Annotated in this window: 16 protein-coding genes and 1 pseudogene; 7 read left to right on the top strand and 10 right to left on the bottom strand. The window is 72.6% G+C overall.

From position 1 onward, the window contains the following. Window positions 1-12: 12 nt before the first annotated feature. Both IG86_RS0134380 and cdgB read right to left on the bottom strand, forming a co-directional pair. Window positions 13-1053: a CBM35 domain-containing protein gene (locus tag IG86_RS0134380; protein ID WP_030823406.1), complete on the bottom strand. Its 1041-nt coding sequence runs from the start codon at window positions 1051-1053 to the stop codon at window positions 13-15. A gap of 68 nt (window positions 1054-1121) precedes the next feature. Next, window positions 1122-2879, bottom strand: a complete 1758-nt coding sequence (gene cdgB, locus IG86_RS0134375) for a diguanylate cyclase CdgB (RefSeq protein WP_030823402.1) — start codon at window positions 2877-2879, stop codon at window positions 1122-1124. Between the two features lie 301 nt (window positions 2880-3180). On the opposite strand from cdgB, the gene IG86_RS0134370 reads away from it, so the two are divergent. Next, on the top strand, window positions 3181-3747 hold the full coding sequence (locus IG86_RS0134370; RefSeq protein WP_078906132.1) for a flavin reductase family protein: 567 nt from the start codon (window positions 3181-3183) through the stop codon (window positions 3745-3747). Between the two features lie 43 nt (window positions 3748-3790). On the opposite strand, the gene arfB is transcribed toward IG86_RS0134370, so the two are convergent. Further along, on the bottom strand, window positions 3791-4216 hold the full coding sequence (gene arfB, locus IG86_RS0134365) for an alternative ribosome rescue aminoacyl-tRNA hydrolase ArfB (RefSeq protein ID WP_030663206.1): 426 nt from the start codon (window positions 4214-4216) through the stop codon (window positions 3791-3793). 156 nt (window positions 4217-4372) lie between these two features. On the opposite strand from arfB, the gene IG86_RS0134360 reads away from it, so the two are divergent. Next, on the top strand, window positions 4373-4948 hold the full coding sequence (locus IG86_RS0134360; protein ID WP_030031143.1) for a TerD family protein: 576 nt from the start codon (window positions 4373-4375) through the stop codon (window positions 4946-4948). An 88-nt stretch (window positions 4949-5036) separates the two neighbouring features. After that, on the top strand, window positions 5037-5561 hold the full coding sequence (locus tag IG86_RS0134355) for a GNAT family N-acetyltransferase (RefSeq protein ID WP_030823396.1): 525 nt from the start codon (window positions 5037-5039) through the stop codon (window positions 5559-5561). A 14-nt stretch (window positions 5562-5575) separates the two neighbouring features. Here the strand turns inward: IG86_RS0134355 and IG86_RS0134350 are convergent, their stop codons facing one another. Together IG86_RS0134350 and IG86_RS0134345 are read right to left on the bottom strand one after the other, a co-directional pair. Then, window positions 5576-6988 (bottom strand): M1 family metallopeptidase, encoded by a 1413-nt coding sequence (locus IG86_RS0134350; protein ID WP_030902168.1) that lies wholly within the window; start codon window positions 6986-6988, stop codon window positions 5576-5578. Window positions 6989-7041: 53 nt separating this feature from the next. Next, window positions 7042-7602 (bottom strand): GlcG/HbpS family heme-binding protein, encoded by a 561-nt coding sequence (locus IG86_RS0134345; RefSeq protein WP_030823390.1) that lies wholly within the window; start codon window positions 7600-7602, stop codon window positions 7042-7044. Window positions 7603-7908: 306 nt separating this feature from the next. On the opposite strand from IG86_RS0134345, the gene IG86_RS0134340 reads away from it, so the two are divergent. The 3 genes from IG86_RS0134340 to IG86_RS0134330 all read left to right on the top strand — a co-directional run bounded on the left by IG86_RS0134340 (window position 7909) and on the right by IG86_RS0134330 (window position 10304). Then, window positions 7909-9105 carry a sensor histidine kinase gene (locus IG86_RS0134340; protein ID WP_045937446.1) on the top strand — a complete coding sequence of 399 codons (1197 nt, stop codon included), beginning with the start codon at window positions 7909-7911 and terminating at the stop codon, window positions 9103-9105. After that, complete coding sequence (locus IG86_RS0134335; RefSeq protein ID WP_030823384.1) at window positions 9102-9725, top strand: response regulator; 624 nt, start codon at window positions 9102-9104, stop codon at window positions 9723-9725. The genes IG86_RS0134340 and IG86_RS0134335 overlap by 4 nt, the downstream gene beginning before the upstream one ends. A gap of 75 nt (window positions 9726-9800) precedes the next feature. Then, window positions 9801-10304, top strand: a complete 504-nt coding sequence (locus IG86_RS0134330; RefSeq protein WP_030823381.1) for a hypothetical protein — start codon at window positions 9801-9803, stop codon at window positions 10302-10304. Window positions 10305-10328: 24 nt separating this feature from the next. On the opposite strand, the pseudogene IG86_RS0134325 reads toward IG86_RS0134330, so the two are convergent. Beyond that, window positions 10329-11336: pseudogene (locus IG86_RS0134325) on the bottom strand (glycoside hydrolase family 26 protein); the annotation flags it as partial. A 187-nt stretch (window positions 11337-11523) separates the two neighbouring features. After that, the gene (locus IG86_RS0134320; RefSeq protein WP_173429203.1) at window positions 11524-12198 is read right to left on the bottom strand and encodes a pentapeptide repeat-containing protein; all 675 of its coding nucleotides are present in this window, start codon (window positions 12196-12198) and stop codon (window positions 11524-11526) included. Between the two features lie 96 nt (window positions 12199-12294). Here IG86_RS0134320 and IG86_RS0134315 point away from each other — a divergent pair, with 96 nt between their 5' ends. Next, window positions 12295-13287, top strand: a complete 993-nt coding sequence (locus tag IG86_RS0134315; RefSeq protein ID WP_030823372.1) for a zinc-binding dehydrogenase — start codon at window positions 12295-12297, stop codon at window positions 13285-13287. 19 nt (window positions 13288-13306) lie between these two features. Here the strand turns inward: IG86_RS0134315 and IG86_RS0134310 are convergent, their stop codons facing one another. From IG86_RS0134310 to IG86_RS0134300, 3 genes are all read right to left on the bottom strand, one after another. Further along, window positions 13307-13510: a hypothetical protein gene (locus IG86_RS0134310; protein WP_030823369.1), complete on the bottom strand. Its 204-nt coding sequence runs from the start codon at window positions 13508-13510 to the stop codon at window positions 13307-13309. A gap of 111 nt (window positions 13511-13621) precedes the next feature. Continuing rightward, complete coding sequence (locus IG86_RS0134305; RefSeq protein WP_030823366.1) at window positions 13622-14098, bottom strand: GNAT family N-acetyltransferase; 477 nt, start codon at window positions 14096-14098, stop codon at window positions 13622-13624. Then, complete coding sequence (locus IG86_RS0134300; protein ID WP_030823363.1) at window positions 14095-15000, bottom strand: aminoglycoside phosphotransferase family protein; 906 nt, start codon at window positions 14998-15000, stop codon at window positions 14095-14097. Before IG86_RS0134300 ends, IG86_RS0134305 begins: the two co-directional genes overlap by 4 nt. Between the last annotated feature and the right edge of the window lie 508 nt (window positions 15001-15508).

Here is a 15508-nt window from a genome sequence, read left to right as displayed (position 1 = left end):
CGGTGGAGCCGATCAGCCCTGTTCCAGCCAGAGCTGGTCGAGGACGACGTCGCACTGGTTGCCCGCCTCGCACGAGATCTTGATCGTGTTGGCGCCCTGCTTGAGGTCCACCAGCGAGTAGGTGTTGGTCCACCCCTTGGCCCAGTCGCCCGGAGCGGCCTTGGAGAAGTTCGCCATGTTGACCGCCCGGGTCTGCGCCTCGCCGTTGACGGTCAGCGTGGTGCTGGCGTCCTTGCCCGGCACCCCGTAGGTCATCTTCAGCTTGTACTTGCCCGCCTTCGGGACGTCCACCGACCAAGTGGCCGCCGCACCCACCGCGTTCAGGCCGGTCACGTACTGACCGTTCTCGCTCTTCGCACCCGGCAGCGTGTTCTGCAGGTTGGCACCGCCCGTGAGGGACATGCCGCTGCCGCCGAAGTCCGCCTTCGGCAGCGGGGCCTGCGAGGGCTTCGCGCTCGGGGTGGGGCTGGCCGGGTTCTGCGGGGCCGCCGACTGCTGGCCGCCGTTCGCGGTGTCCTGGCCCTTGTCCTCGGGCTTGTCCTTGTCGCCGAAGGCGAGGGCAGCGCCGATGCCGATCACCACCGCGCCGACCACCGCGACCGCCGCGATCAGCAGACCGCGCCGGCTGGAGGCACCACCACGGCCGCCGTGCCCGCCGTGCCCGCCCGGCTGCCCGATCGTCTGGGTCTGCGCGGCATGGGGCTGCTGCGGAACACCGTAGCCACCCGCCTGGAGCGCCTCGGGGGCCTGGTACTGGGCCTGGTAGCCGGGGGGCTGCTGCGCGGGGCTCTGCTGGTGCGGGACGGGGCCGCGCTGGCCGCCGCCGTTCCTGCGCTCGCCCACCGTCCGCACCTGGTGGTGCGAGGTACGGGGAACACCGGGCTGCGCACCTGCGTGACCGCCGGCCGCCCCGCCGGGGTAGCCGTACCCGCCGCCCGACGTGGGCGGGGCGGCTCCGGCCGCCTGGCCGTCCTCGTAGAGATAGCCGAACGGATCATCGTCCTCGGGCTTGTTCGCCCCACCGTGCGGGCCGTTGTTCGCGGGCGTCGTCATCGCAGGTCACTCCTTTCGACCCCCGGGAGCCTACCCCGAACAGGTGCGCACACGGGCGACAGACCGTCTCAGCCCGCCCTGCGGTGCGCCTTGGAGCGGGACCTCTTCTCGATGTACATCCGCTGGTCGGCGGAGCGCAGCACCTCGTCCGCCGACATCCCGCAGCTGGCCCAGCCAATGCCGAAACTGGCGCCCACACGCACCGCACGGCCGTCCACGCGGATCGGCGGGATGATCGCGTTGCGCAGCCGGACGGCGAGGTCCGCGGCGTCCGCGGCGCCGAGGCCGTCGGCCAGGACGACGAATTCGTCACCACCCAGCCGGGCGACGGTGTCACCGTCCCTGACGCCCGTCGTCAGCCGCCGGGCGACCTCGATCAGGACCGCGTCGCCCGTGTGGTGCCCGAACCGGTCGTTGATCGACTTGAAGCCGTCGAGGTCGCAGAAGAGCACCGCGAGCCCCTTCGTCCCGTCGTCGACGTCGGTCGCGGGCGCCACCGTGTGGACGTGGTGGTCGTACGGCCCGTCCGTCGGGGCGGTCGGCGCCCCGGGGAAGTCGAAGGGATCGGATCCTCCGTACCGGTCGGGGCCGTCGGACTGAAAGCCGTGCTCACCGGCACCACCCGCCTCCGCCCGCACCTCGTAGCCGTCGTGCCCGACCTGGCCGGCCTGCCCGGCCTGGCCGCCGTGGGCGTCACGCCCCTCGAAGGCCGCGTCCAGGGCCTCGATCGCGCTGGCCCGCGCGGACTGTGGCCTGCGACACAGCCGCGCGCCGAGCCGGGCCCTCAACTCGGCGCTGTTGGGCAGGCCGGTCAGCGAGTCGTGGCTGGCCCGGTGGGCGAGCTGGAGCTCGTGGCGCTTGCGCTCCTCGATGTCCTCGACGTGGGTCAGCAGGAAGCGCGGCCCGTCGGCGGCGTCCGCCACGACGGAGTTGCGCAGCGAGACCCACACGTACGTGCCGTCCCGGCGGCCCAGGCGCAGCTCGGCGCGGCCGCCCTCGGCGGAGGTGCGCAGCAGGGTGCCGATGTCCTCGGGGTGGACCAGGTCGGAGAAGGAGTAGCGGCGCAGTACGGAGGCGGGGCGGCCGAGCAGCCGGCACAGCGCGTCGTTGGTGCGCAGCAGCCGGCCGTGCTGGTCCCCGCCCATCTCGGCGATGGCCATGCCGCTGGGCGCGTACTCGAAGGCCTGGCGGAACGACTCTTCACTTGCGCGGAGCGCCTGTTGCTCGCGTTCCAGCCGGACGAGGGCGCGCTGCATGTTCGCTCGGAGCCTGGCATTGCTGATCGCAATCGCCGCCTGGAAGGCGTACATCTGGAGCGCTTCACGGCCCCAGGCGCCGGGCCGGCGGCCGTTGCGCGGTCTGTCCACCGAAATGACACCCAGAAGTTCCCCGCCGGACGCATACATGGGGGCGTAGAGCCGGTCCTCCGGATGCCACTCGTCCTCGAAGCGCGGATCGGGGCCGTCGGTGTGCCACTGGGGGACGTCGTCCTCCAGGAGGACCCAGCCCTCCGTGTGCGGGATGAAGCGGAGCCCGTCCCAGCACTCACCCATCGTCAGACGGCGCTCCCACGAGGCGCGGGACCCCACGCGACCTGTGATGAGGGCCTCCGCGGCGGGGTCGCCGGCGAAGGCGGCGACGACCAGATCGCCGTCGGGGCGAACGAGGTTGACACAGGCGAGCTCATAGCCGAGGCCCACGACGATGCCGTCCACGACGGTCTGCAGAGTGTCCGCCAGGCTCCGGGCCGTATTGAGATCGGCCACCACCCGGTGCAGCTGCCGCAGGGTCGCAAGACGGACGTACGGCTCCGACTCGGTCTCCATTGCTCGCTCTCCCCGAGACCTCGACAGCAACTCCAGGTTTGTCATCGGCGTTTCGTTGCGGTGTCCCGTCCACTGAATCACAGTGAGCTGTGCGGCAGGTACACAGGGTCAACAAATCTTGCCCTCTGTGACTCAAGTCACATGAGATGAATAACGGTGCGCGTTGAGAGGGTTCGGGCTGGGAGCGCTCCCCCGCCTTCTCGTGAGCAAACGATACGCCGGGGCCTAGGCCCAGGGGTGGGGGCGCGACTCGGACCAGGGCCCGATGTGCCGTACGGGAGGGCGAGATTAGCGTTTCACCGTGCTGAAGACGACCCCCGTACCCGCCCCGCCCGACGCGAACCCCCATGCTGAGGGGGTGAGCAATGACGAGTTCCGCGCCGCGATGTCCCGGCTGGCCGCGGGCGTGTGCCTGATCACCGCCCACGAGACCCCGCTGACGGCCGGCGGCCCGCGCGGGGAGGACGTCGGCATGACCGCGACCGCCTTCATGTCCGTGTCGCTGGAGCCGCCCCTGGTCCTGGTGAGCCTGCGCGAGGGCTCCCGCATGGACGACCTGCTGGCCGAGCAGCCGCTGTGGGCGGTCTCCGTCCTCGCCGACCACCAGCTCCAGATCGCCGGCCGCTTCGCCATGAAGGGCCGCATCAGCGACCGGCTGCTCTTCGCCGACCTCCCGTACGTACGCGGCGAGGCCTCCGGCGCGCCCCTGCTGGACGGAGCCCTGGCCACCCTGGAGTGCCGTACGGAGAAGCGCGTCGAGGCGGGCGACCACACACTGGTGATCGGCCGCGTCCTGACGGCCGCGCTGCCGTCCCCGGACTCCCCGCCGCTGACGTACTTCCGCGGGCGCTACCGGCACCTGGGCTGAGCCCGGGCGGCGCGTCCCGTCGCGGGGGACCCCGCCGCCGCGGCTACCAGTCCCGGCCGGTCCGGCCCCGCTTGGTCTCGGCCCGCGCCTTCTTCTCCCGCAGCCGCCGCTCGTTGATCCCGCGCGGGATCTTCGTCGGCCTGCGCTGCTTGGGCGGCGGCGCCGTCGCCTCGGCCAGCAGGGAGGCCAGCCGGACCAGCGCCATCTCCCGGTTGCGCAGCTGCGAGCGGTGCTCGGAGGCCCGTACGGTCACCACCCCGCCCACCAGCCGACCCGCCAGGCGCTCCAGCGCCCGCTCCTTCCAGACCTCGGGCAGCGCCTTGGTCGCCGCCAGGTCGAACAGCAGCTCCACGCGCGAGTCCGACGTGTTGACGTGCTGCCCGCCGGGCCCGGAGGACCGCGAGAAACGCCAGGAGAGCTCCCCCTCGGGGAGCGCGACCGAACCGCGGATGACATAAGGACCAGGCATGCCCCTATGATCCGCGCCCGCCCGCCCCGCGTCACCCGCATTTGCCGTCACCCGGAATTCACAGCGGGAACCCGACAGGCCTCTCGTCGCGTTATAGAGGTCAGCGGTAGTTTGACCGCCTGTACGTGCATGTCGGATGAGGAAAGGGACATTCCCATGGCTGTCAGCCTGTCCAAGGGCGGCAACGTCTCGCTCACGAAGGAGGCCCCGGGCCTCGCTGCCGTCACGGTCGGTCTCGGCTGGGACGTCCGTACCACGACCGGTGTCGACTTCGACCTCGACGCCTCGGCCATCGCCGTCAACGCGACGGGCAAGGTCGTCTCCGACGGCCACTTCGTCTTCTTCAACAACAAGTCCACCCCGGACCAGACCATCGTCCACACCGGTGACAACCGCACCGGCGAGGGCGCGGGCGACGACGAGGCCATCAACGTCAACCTCGCGGGCCTGCCCGCCGACGTCGACAAGATCGTCTTCCCGGTCTCGATCTACGACGCCGAGAGCCGCAGCCAGAACTTCGGCCAGGTCCGCAACGCCTACATCCGCGTCGTGAACCAGGCCGGCGGCGCCGAGATCGCCCGCTACGACCTCTCCGAGGACGCGGCGACCGAGACCGCCATGGTCTTCGGCGAGCTCTACCGCAACGGCGCCGAGTGGAAGTTCCGCGCGGTCGGCCAGGGCTACGCCTCCGGCCTCACCGGCATCGCCCAGGACTTCGGCGTCAACGTCTGATTCCGCACGGTCCGGCGCCGACCGACACCGGCGCCCGCGAAGCCCCCTCCCGGCCGTCCGGGGAGGGGGCTTCGCTACCGTTCCACAGGTGATCCTCCAACCGCTGGTCCCCGTGGACGGCGCCCTCCCCGGCCCGGTCCTGACCGAGATCGCCGCCCTCTACTCGACCAACCACGCGTTCTTCGAACTCAGCGGCGACTTCCCCGATCCGAACCGCATCACGGTCGAACAGGTCGCGGCCGCCCTCGCCGACGAACTCGCCCACGACAGCGCGGAGATCCTCCTCGCCCGCAGCGCCGGCCGCCTCGTCGGCCTCGCCGCCACCCTGGCCCACAACCCGTCCGCCGCCCCCGGTGAGGACGACCCCTGGATCGGCCTGCTGCTCATCGACGCCACCGCGCACCGCGAGGGACACGGCCGCGCCGTGGCCACCCTGGTCGAGGACCGCTTCCGCGCCGCCGGACGCACCGGCGTACAGATCGCCGTACTGGACAACAACCCCGAGGGCCTCGCCTTCTGGCGCTCCCAGGGCTACTCACCCGTGCGCCGCGCCAAGGACCGCGAACTCGGCCGCGACTGCACGGTGCTGCGCAAACCCCTCGACGCCGCGTAACCCGGCGAACAGGGCTACTCCGGCCGGTCCTTCCCGTACAGCCAGACGTCCCAGACCTTCTGCAGGTCATGGCCGGTCTTCTCCTGCGCGTAGGCGGTGAAGTCGGCCGTACTCGCGTTCCCGTGCCGGTGGTCGGCGGCCCAGCCGCGCACCATGGCGAAGAACTTCTCGTCGCCCACCTCCTGCCGGATCCGGTGCAGGACCATCGCGCCGCGCTGGTACACCGGGCTCGCCGAGATGTCCTGCGGCCCGGGCGGATCGGCCGGCGGGAAGGCCGCCCAGTCGGAATCGGCGGCCTCGTCCACGTCCGTGTCACCGGTCAGGAGGGCGTCGAAGTGCGCTTGCGCCGTGGGCCCGCCGTGGTCCTCGTCCCACAGCCACTCGGCGTAGGTCGCGAAGCCCTCGTTGAGCCACATGTCCTTCCAGGTCTTCGGCGACACCGAGTTGCCGAACCACTGGTGGGACAGCTCGTGCAGCACCAGCGCCTCGTCCACTGGAGCACCCGGGTACACCGGCTTGGTCTGCGTCTCCAGCGCGTAGTCGAGGGTCCCGGCGGGCAGCACGACCGCGCCCGCCGTGCCGAAGGGGTAGGGGCCGAACCGGCGGCTGCCCCACTCCAGCATCTCCGACTGCCGCGCCAGCGAACGCTCGCTCGCGGCCGCCTCCTGCGGCGACACCGCGTTGTAGAGGGACACTCCGGACGGCGTACGCCCGGTGGTCACCTTGTACGGGCCGACGACGGCGGTGGCCAGGTAGCTCGCCATCGGCTCCGGGTTGTGCCACGCGAACCGCGTGCGCCCGTCGGCGACTTCGGTCCGGGACTTCAACTCCCCGTTCGAAACGGCCTCGTAGCCGCTCGGGACGGTGATCGTGATGTCGTAGGAGGCCTTGTCGCTGGGATGGTGGTTGCCGGGGAACCAGGTCATCGACCCGACCGGCTCGCCGACGCCGACCGCGCCGTCCTCGCCCGCGATCCAGCCCTCCTTGGAGCCGTCCGCGTCCGTGAGGGCCTTGGGCCGCCCGCTGTAGCCGACCTCCGTGCGGAAGACCTGGCCCTTCTTCAGGTCGTCGGACGGACGCACGGTCAGCTCGTTGCCGGTCCGGTTGAACCGGGCCCCCTCACCGTCGACGCTCACCTCCTCCACGCGCAGGCCGCTGAGGTCGAGGTTGAAGGAGCTGAGCCCCTGTTCGGCACGCGCGGTGATGACGGCCCTGCCGTGCAGCACCCCGTCGGCGGGGTCGTAGTCCAGGTCCAGCGCGTAGTGCTCGACCTGGTAGCCGCCGTTTCCGGCCTTGGGGAAGTACGGGTCGCGCAGCCCCGACGCACCCGGCCGCCCCTGCACCGTGCCCCCCGTGCACGCCGTGGTGACGGCGAGCAGGGCGGCTACGGCAGGGGCGGCGAGGCGGGGAAGCGCGCGGTGGTCCACACACTCGATCCTAAGCGGGCAAACCGCTCTCTTTACTTGCCGAGCGCGTCGACTTACTTGCCGAGCGCGTCGACGCCGGCCTTGGCGAACTTCTCGTCCAGGTCGCCGCTCGGGGCACCGGCCACACCGATGCCGGCGACGGGCGCGCCGTTCGCCTGGACCGGGGTGCCGCCACCGAGGAAGAGGGTGCCGGGGATGTCCTTCAGGTTCGGGGCCTGCGCCAGACGGCCCACGAGCACCGAGGTGGGAGCGTTCCACGACACGGCGGTGTACGCCTTGCGCTGCGCCGACTCGTAGGACTGCGGGCCGGCGCCGTCGCCGCGCAGGGTGACGATGGTGTTGCCGTTGCGGTCCACCACCGCGACGGTCACCTTCTGGTTCTCCGCCGCGGCGGCCTTGAGGGCGGCCTGGGCGGCGCGGGTGGCGGCGTCGACGGTCAGGTGGGTCGTCGTGGTGAAGTCCTTGTCGCTCGGGCCGTCCTTCTTGCCCGCCACGGCGGCGGCCTGCGCGGTGGTGGACGCGGGCGTCGCGCTGGCGCTCACGGCACCGAAGGCTCCGGCGCCCAGGGCGACGGCGAGGGCGGTACCGGTGAGGACGCGGGTGCGGGTGTTCATCTCTGCTGCTCCTGAGAACGGTGACACGGTGACGGCTTCGGGTCTGTCCGGGCCGGTCGGACCGGCTCCTTCACTGCTCCAAGCCTGTCCCCGCACCCCCCTCCGCCCCGTCCCCGTACCGGCTCGCCCCGCCCACCACACCGGCTGACCCGGGGGTCAACCGATCGGCCGATGCGCTTCGCCTCCGGCGCGGTATTTGCTGGTCAGACCCGGCGCGATCCGGCCCCGTCGGCACCGTTCCAGACCCGTCGGCGATCGAGGCGCGGGGTCCGGGGCGGAGCCCCGGCAACACCGCCGCAGGCGACAATGGACGCAACCCCCGCACACCAGGAGCACCCGGTGAGTCACCCCGCGATCAGGCCGGACACCCGAACCCTCGCGACGGTCGCGCACACCGCCTTCTTCCTCCTCCTCGGCGCCTCCGTGGCCCGCTTCCTGCTGCGCCACCCGGGCGAACCCCGCACCCCCTGGGTCCTCGCCCTCAGCATCACCCTGGCCCTGCTCTACGTACTCGGCCCCGCCCTCGGCGCCGCCCCCACCCGCCGCCGCCTCCTCTGGCTCGGCCTGGTCGTCACGACCTGGGTGGTCCTGGTCGTCCTCGCGCCGAGCTTCGCCTGGTGCGCCGTACCCCTGTTCTTCACCGCCCTGCGCACCCTCCCCCCGCGCGCCGCGATCGTCCTCGTGGCCCTCCTCACCGCCTTCGTCGTGACCGCCCAGCTCCAGCTGTCCAAGTCCTTCGACCCCAACCTGCTCCTCGCGCCGCCCGCCGTCGCCGCACTCGCCACCGCCGTCTTCGTCCACATGGAACGCCAGGCCCAGGCCCAGCGCGCGCTGATCGACGACCTGATCCGGACCCGCCGGGAGCTGGCCGCCACCGAGCGCCGCGAAGGCACCCTCGCGGAACGCCAGCGGCTCTCCATGGAGATCCACGACACCCTCGCGCAGAACCTCTCCAGCCAGCAGATGCTGCTCCAGGCCGCCGACCGCACCTGGGACACCGACCCCGCCACCGCCCGCGCGCACGTCCGCACCGCCACCGGCATCGCCGCACACGGCCTCGCCGAGGCCCGCCGACTGGTCCACGACCTGGCCCCGTCCGAGCTCGCCGACGGCGCCGGCCTCGCCGACGCCCTGCGCGCCCTCGACGCCGGCCCCGACATCGAGGTCCGCTTCCACCTCGAAGGCGCCGAGGCCCCCCTCCCGGACCGCGTCCAGTCCGCCCTGCTGCGCATAGCCCAGGGCGCCCTCGCCAACGTCCGGGAACACTCCGGCGCCCGTACGGCCGCACTCACCCTCAGCTTCCTCGGCGACCAGGTCGTGCTCGACATCGCCGACGACGGCCACGGCTTCAGCGAACCCCGCACCGACGCCGACGGCCGCGGACACGGCCTCCCGGCGATGCGGGCCCGCGTCCGCCAGCTGGGCGGCACCCTGACCATCGAATCCACGCCGGGCGAGGGCACCGTCCTCTCCGCGGCCATCCCCCTGGAGCCCGCTCCATGACGACGATCCTGCTCTGCGACGACCACGTGGTGGTCCGCGCCGGTCTGCTGGCGCTCCTCGGCAGCGAAGGCGACATCGAGGTCCTCGGCGAGGCGGGCAGCGGCGAGGAGGCCGTCGCCCTGGCCGCCAAGCTGCACCCCGACGTGGTCCTCATGGACCTCCAGCTCGGCGAGGGCATCGACGGCGTCGAGGCCACCCGCCGCATCACCGCGCTCCCGCAGCCCCCGCACGTCCTCGTCCTGACCACCTACGACACGGACGCGGACATCACCCGGGCCATCGGCGCGGGCGCCACCGGCTACCTCCTGAAGGCGGAACGCCCCGAGGAGCTCTTCGCCGCGATCCACTCGGCCGCCCAGGGCCGCACCACCCTCTCCGCGCCGGTCGCGAGCCGCGTGATGGCCCACATGCGCGGCAGCCGCCCCACCCTCACCGACCGCGAGCTCGACATCCTCGGACAGCTCGCACGCGGCCTCGGCAACCGCGACATCGCCCGCGCCCTGTTCATCAGCGAGGCCACCGTCAAGACCCACCTGGGGCGCATCTACGACAAGCTCGGCGTCGACACCCGCGCCGGCGCCGTCTCCGTCGCGAAGGAACAACGCCTCCTGCCCTCCTGAGCCGCCCCTCCTGACGCGCCCCTCCCACCCGGTCCGGGGTGGGGAGCCTCGGTGACCCGTGACACCATCGGGTACGTGCTCGACATCGGCTACTCCCTCTCCCGGCGCTTCCCCGACCCCCCGCAGACCGACTACCGGTCGGCGGACGTCCACACGCTGCGCCACGACCTGTTCTGCGGGGACGTCTACCTCGCCGACACCAACTCGGACCGGGAAGTGTCCACAGCCTGGGGATGGGTGCCCGTCCTGGACTTCGCCTGGGCCCTGTGCGACATCGTCGAGCAGCTCGACCGGGACCCGCGCGGCAACCGGTCCGCCAACCGCCAGTACGCCGAGATCGACTTCACCGAGTCCACGGACCGCATGCTCTTCGAGCGCCGCTTCGGCTGGGTCGACGTGGAGGCCGACTGGATGCCGGCCGAAGAGGCCCCGCTGACCTTCAGCCACCGGCTGCTGCGCCGCGAAGCCCGCGACTTCCTGCACGACGTGATCGCGGACCTGATCGACATGCACGACGGCCTCGCCGACAACCCGGCCATCTGGACCCTCCAGGCCCGCTTCCCCCGCGTCCCCGCCTGACGGAAGCGGCAGTCAGCCCCGTCCGCCGGACAGGAACTCCCGGAACACCTGCGTCGAGCGCGGGTTCTGCCCGCACTGCCACACGCCGTGCGGGCAGTAGTCGGTGATGCTGTGGTACAGCGGCTCGTGCTCGGCGAACCAGGCCAGCATGCCCCGCACGTACTCGGGATTGTCGCCGTGCCGGAACAGCCCCCACTCGGGGTACGAGATCCTCTTGCCGTGCGCCTTGGCGAAATCGACCTGCCGGCGCAGTCCGTAGGGCTGCGTGACCTGCTCGTCGAAGGTACGGCCGGGCTCCTGGTCGTAGGAATCCATGCCGACGATGTCCACCACGTCGTCACCGGGATAACAGCTCGTCCAGGCGATCGCGTCACTCCCGCGGTTGGGCGCGAAATCGAAACGGAACCGCTGTCCCGGCACCGAACGCATGGCGGCCACGATGCGCCGCCAGTACGCCTTCCAGTTCTCCGGATCGGGACGGCAACGGTGGGTGTAGTCGAAGCCGTTCATCTCCCAGCCGAGCACGATCACCGTGTCCGGCACGCCCAGGTCGACCAGCCGCCCGGCCAACCGCCGGAAGTGGTCGTCGTTCGCTCCCCGGGCGCCGGAGCGGATCAGCTCAGCGACCCGGGCGTCGGGGACACCGGCCTCGTTGTGTTCCTGCATGGGCACGTTCAGGACGAACAGCCGATCGGCCCTCTCGTTGCGCCACCGCGCCCACGTGCGCAGGGAATCCGGCGCCCCCTCGATGTTCGCCCAGGTGTCGCCGGGCAGATAGGTGTGCCCTGCGCGCAGCTCGGTACCGCCGAGCCAGCGCGAGAGTTCCTCCATCCGCTCGACGCCGGGCGAGCCGTAGTGGAGGTAGGCGCCGACAGCCGTCCCGCCGGACCCGGTCCCGGTCCCCGCGCCGCCCCCGGACCCGGCCCGCGGCGGCCGCGCGCCGGGGCCGCCCACCACGAGGAGCAGCGCGACGGCGACCGTGGTGACGCAGGCTCCGACCAGCCATCGGATCCGGCGGCTCCGGTGGGACATGACACCTCCACAGACCTCGTGCACCGGTGTGCCTGCCTGTGACCTTAGGCACCTCACCCGGCAAACCGCCCCGCCGACGATGCGGACACTCGGCCATTCGCCGCAGCCGTCCCGCCCACCCAGCCCCGCCGGCGTTCGAGCGCGGGGGCCCGGGGGCCACGGCGCCGCACCCGGACTCCGGCTACGGCTACGGCACGACCCGCACCCCCAGCTGGGAAGCGAGCGCCGGGGCCAGATCGAACAGCTGCGCCGGGCTGATCACCGCCCCGGCCAGCGCGTCCACCCCCCGTGCGATCTCCAGTACGGCGGCCTCCCGCAGATCCACATCCGCCATCCGGACCCCGGAGAAGTCCACCCCCCGCAGCGCGCAGTCCCGGAACTCCACCCGCTCCAGCACCGCGCCCGCGAAGTCCGGCTCCACGAGCACACACCCCTCGAAGACCACGTCCCGCAGCCGCGCCTTCCGCAGGTTCAGGTAATCGATCTTGCCGCCCCGGACCACCACCCGCTCCAGCCCGGCCCCGTGCAGCTGCACCCCGCCCAGACGGGCGTCCACCAGCTCCACGTCCCGCAGCGAGGCCCCCGACAGGTCGGTCCCCACCCCCCGGACCCCCTCCAGCACCGAATCCAGGATCCGCGCCTTCGCCAGCCCCGCCTCGTCCAGAGCGCAGCGCCGCACGGCGCAGTCCATGAACCGGGCGCCGGCCCCCTCCTGCCCCGCCAGGTCCAGGTCCGCGAACTCCAGCCCGTCGTAGTCCCCGTCGGGCTCCAGCTCCAGCCCCTCCCAGGCCGTCAGGTCCGGCAGCCGCAGCTCCGGCCTCCGCGCCACCTTCACCGACTGTTGCCGACCGTTTCGCACCATGCCCCCATCGTGACCGACCGCACTGACAACAGCCCGCGCTCTTGACCTCAACCGAGGTCGAGGTCGCAGCCTGGGCCCATGCCCATGCCCACGACCATGAACGCCGTCCGCCTCCATGCCTTCGGCCCCGCCGAGAACCTCACCTACGAGCGCACCGCCCGCCCCGCCCCCGCCGCCGGCCAGGTCCGCATCGCCGTGGCCGCCGCCGGGGTGCACCTCCTCGACACCAGCCTCCGCCGCGGCGTCCAGGGCCCGCCCGCCCCGCTCCCCGAACTGCCCACCGTCCCCGGCCGCGAAGTCGCCGGCACCGTCGACGCCCTCGGCCCCGGCACCGACCCCGGCTGGCTCGGCCGCGACGTCGTCGTCCACCTCGGCTTCGCCCCCGGCGGCTACGCCGAGTACGCCGTCGCCGACGCCCACCGGCTGCACCCCGTACCGGACGGCCTCGACCCCGCCCGGGCCGTCGCCATGATCGGCACCGGCCGCACCACCCTCGGGATCCTCCAGTTCGCCGACCTCGGACCCGGCTCCGTCGCCCTCGTACCCGCCGCCGCCGGCGGCATCGGCACGCTGCTCGTCCAGTACGCGAAGAACGCCGGCGCCACCGTGATCGCCCTCGCCGGCGGACCCGCCAAGACCGCCCGGGCCGCCGCGAACGGCGCCGACCTCGCCCTCGACTACACCGATCCCGCCTGGCCCGAAGCCGTCCGCGCCCACCACCCCGGCGGAGCGACGGTCCTCTTCGACTCCGTCGGCGGGGACACCGCCCGCACCACCCTCGGCCTGCTCGCCCCCGGCGCACTGCACCTCGTCTTCGGCTGGTCCGGCGGCCCCCTCGACCTCACCGACACCGAACGCGCCGACCTCACCGCCCGCGGCATCACCACCCAGGGCGTACTCGGCCCGGCCATGCTCCAACGGGCCGGCGGCGACGACCCCCTGCGCCTCCTGGAGACCCGCGCCCTCGCCGAGGCCGCCGCCGGCCGGCTCCGGCCCGCCGTGACCCGCTACCCGCTCGCCGAAGCCGCCACCGCCCACCGCGACCTGGAAAACCGCGCCACCACCGGCAAGGTCGTCCTGGAACCGTGACCCGGCGGGGCGGGCGCGGTCATCGGGACGTCCACCACGCGGTGAAGCCTGAGCAGCCGACCGCGACCAACACGCTCATCAGGCGCACGGGCGGCTTCTGCACCACGAGGTGGAACCCTCCCGCACGCAGCTCCAGGAACGGCTTCTTCGACTCGATCTCGGACACGGCACGCTCCGGAAGGTCAACCAGCCAACGGGACGATTCCTTGCCGATCGGCGGCACGCGCCACCACCTCAACCACACTGCACAGCAAGCCAGTTGTGACTACATGAAGATAGCCCATTCGGACTATACGCAGAAGGGGCGCGACGGCGTAATGGCGACTCTGCCCGGCTACGCCTCCCGGCCCAGCTCCGCCAGCGCACCGTCCGTCAGGCGGTACACGTCCCACTCCTCCTGCGGGCGGGCGCCCAAGGCCTCGTAGAAGGCGATCGTCGGCGCGTTCCACTTCAGGACCGACCACTCCAGCCGCTCGTAGCCGCGCTCGACACACGTACGCGCCAGCTCCGCCAGCAGCGCCTTGCCGTACCCGCCGCCGCGCACGCCCGGCCGTACGTACAGGTCCTCCAGATAGATGCCGTGCACCCCGCGCCACGTCGAGAACGAGAGGAACCACACCGCGAACCCGACGACCTCCCCCTCCGCCGTCTCCGCCACGTGCGCGAACACCGCCGGACGCGCCCCGAACAGCGCCTCCCGCAACTGCTCCTCGGTGGCGCGCGCCTCGTGCGGCACCTTCTCGTACTCGGCGAGCTCACGGATCATCGCGTGGATGACGGGGACATCGGCCACTTCAGCGCTACGGATCATGCCCGCAGCCTAAGCAGCGCTTCCGCGACCGCGGACTGCTCCCCGTCCAGCCGCTCCTCGCCGTCCTCCACGTCCCACAGACAGTTCTGCAACACCCGGCCCAGCGTCCACGCCCGCGCCCGCCCCCGGTCCGCTCCGACCGCCTCCGTCAACAGGTCGAACCGCCACCGCACTTCCTCCACACGGAAGTTGTTGACGATCGCCGGCATCAGGTCGAATCCCGGATCACCGGCCAGCGGCTTCGGATCGATCGCCAGCCACGGCTCACGGCCGCCCGCCAGCACGTTCCCGTAGTGCAGGTCCCAGTGCAGCAACCGGTCCCCGGGCTCGCCCGCCACGTCCGCGACCGCCGCCGCGCAGTCCCGCAGCAGCCGCCGGTCCCGCTCGTCCACCAGCCGCCCCACCGCCTGGGGTACGTCGGCCAGCATCCCCGCGGCCATGTCCCCGAGCCCGCGCAGCCCGGCCGGAGCGGGCACCGCCGTCAGCCGCGCCAGCAACTCCCCCACCACCCGCACCGCCTGCCGCGCGTCCCGCCGCGCGAGCTCCGCCAGGTCCCGCTCCCCGTCCAGCCGTTCCAGCAGCAGCGTGCCCGTGGCCGCGTCGTGCTCCAGCAGCCGTACGCAGCCGTCCCCGTCCCAGGCGCGCAGCGCGACCGGCTCCCCCACGCACTCCTCGTCCAGCGACACCAGCTTCAACACGGCCGCACCGCCGTCGGCCCGCTCCACCGGCACCACCAGGGCCGTCACCCCGTGCATCACGGGCCCGCAGCGCCGCAGTCGCCACCGCTCCAGGAACTCCGCGGCCCGCCCGGGCAACGCCGCGATGAACTCCCGCCCGGCGTCCCCGTTGAACCCGACCTGCGCCTCGACCAGCCCGTCCGGAATCTCGGTGATGTCAACCATCCCCCGAACGTATGCCCTGGGTGCCCTGCGGGCTTGCTCGGCGGTGTACCGCCCGGGCCCGTCGGGGTGCTTGCCGGTGCCCTGCGGGCTTGCTCGGCGGTGTACCGCCCGGGCCCGTCGGGGTGCTTGCCGGTGCCCGGGCTTGCTCGGCGGTGTACCGCCCGGGCCCGTCGGGGTGCTTGCCGGTGCCCGGGCTTGCTCGGCGGTGTACGGCCCGGGCCCGTCGGGGTGCTTGCCGGTGTGCCGGTGTGGGGCGGTGCCCCGCAGGAGGATCTCCTCGGCTCGGCGCGTTCGGGCACCTCGCGGCTGTGCCCGGTGGTCGCGCCTCGTCCTGCGGGGACCCTCCTACGTGTCCCCACCCCACCGCCCGCTCCGGCAGCAATCCGGGATCCCGTTGGGGTCTCCGGCCCGCCTGCGGCTTCGCGGGTGGAGGGGAGGGGGGACGGGGTGGGGTGTCCCCGCAGGACGAGCGCGCGACCACCGGGTACGACCGAGACCGCTCGAACGC

Source organism: Streptomyces virginiae, assembly GCF_000720455.1.
Classification (GTDB): Bacteria; Actinomycetota; Actinomycetes; order Streptomycetales; family Streptomycetaceae; genus Streptomyces; species Streptomyces virginiae.
The sequence above is the reverse complement of the archived record's forward strand: the minus strand, read 5'-3'. Positions and strand labels throughout refer to the sequence as shown.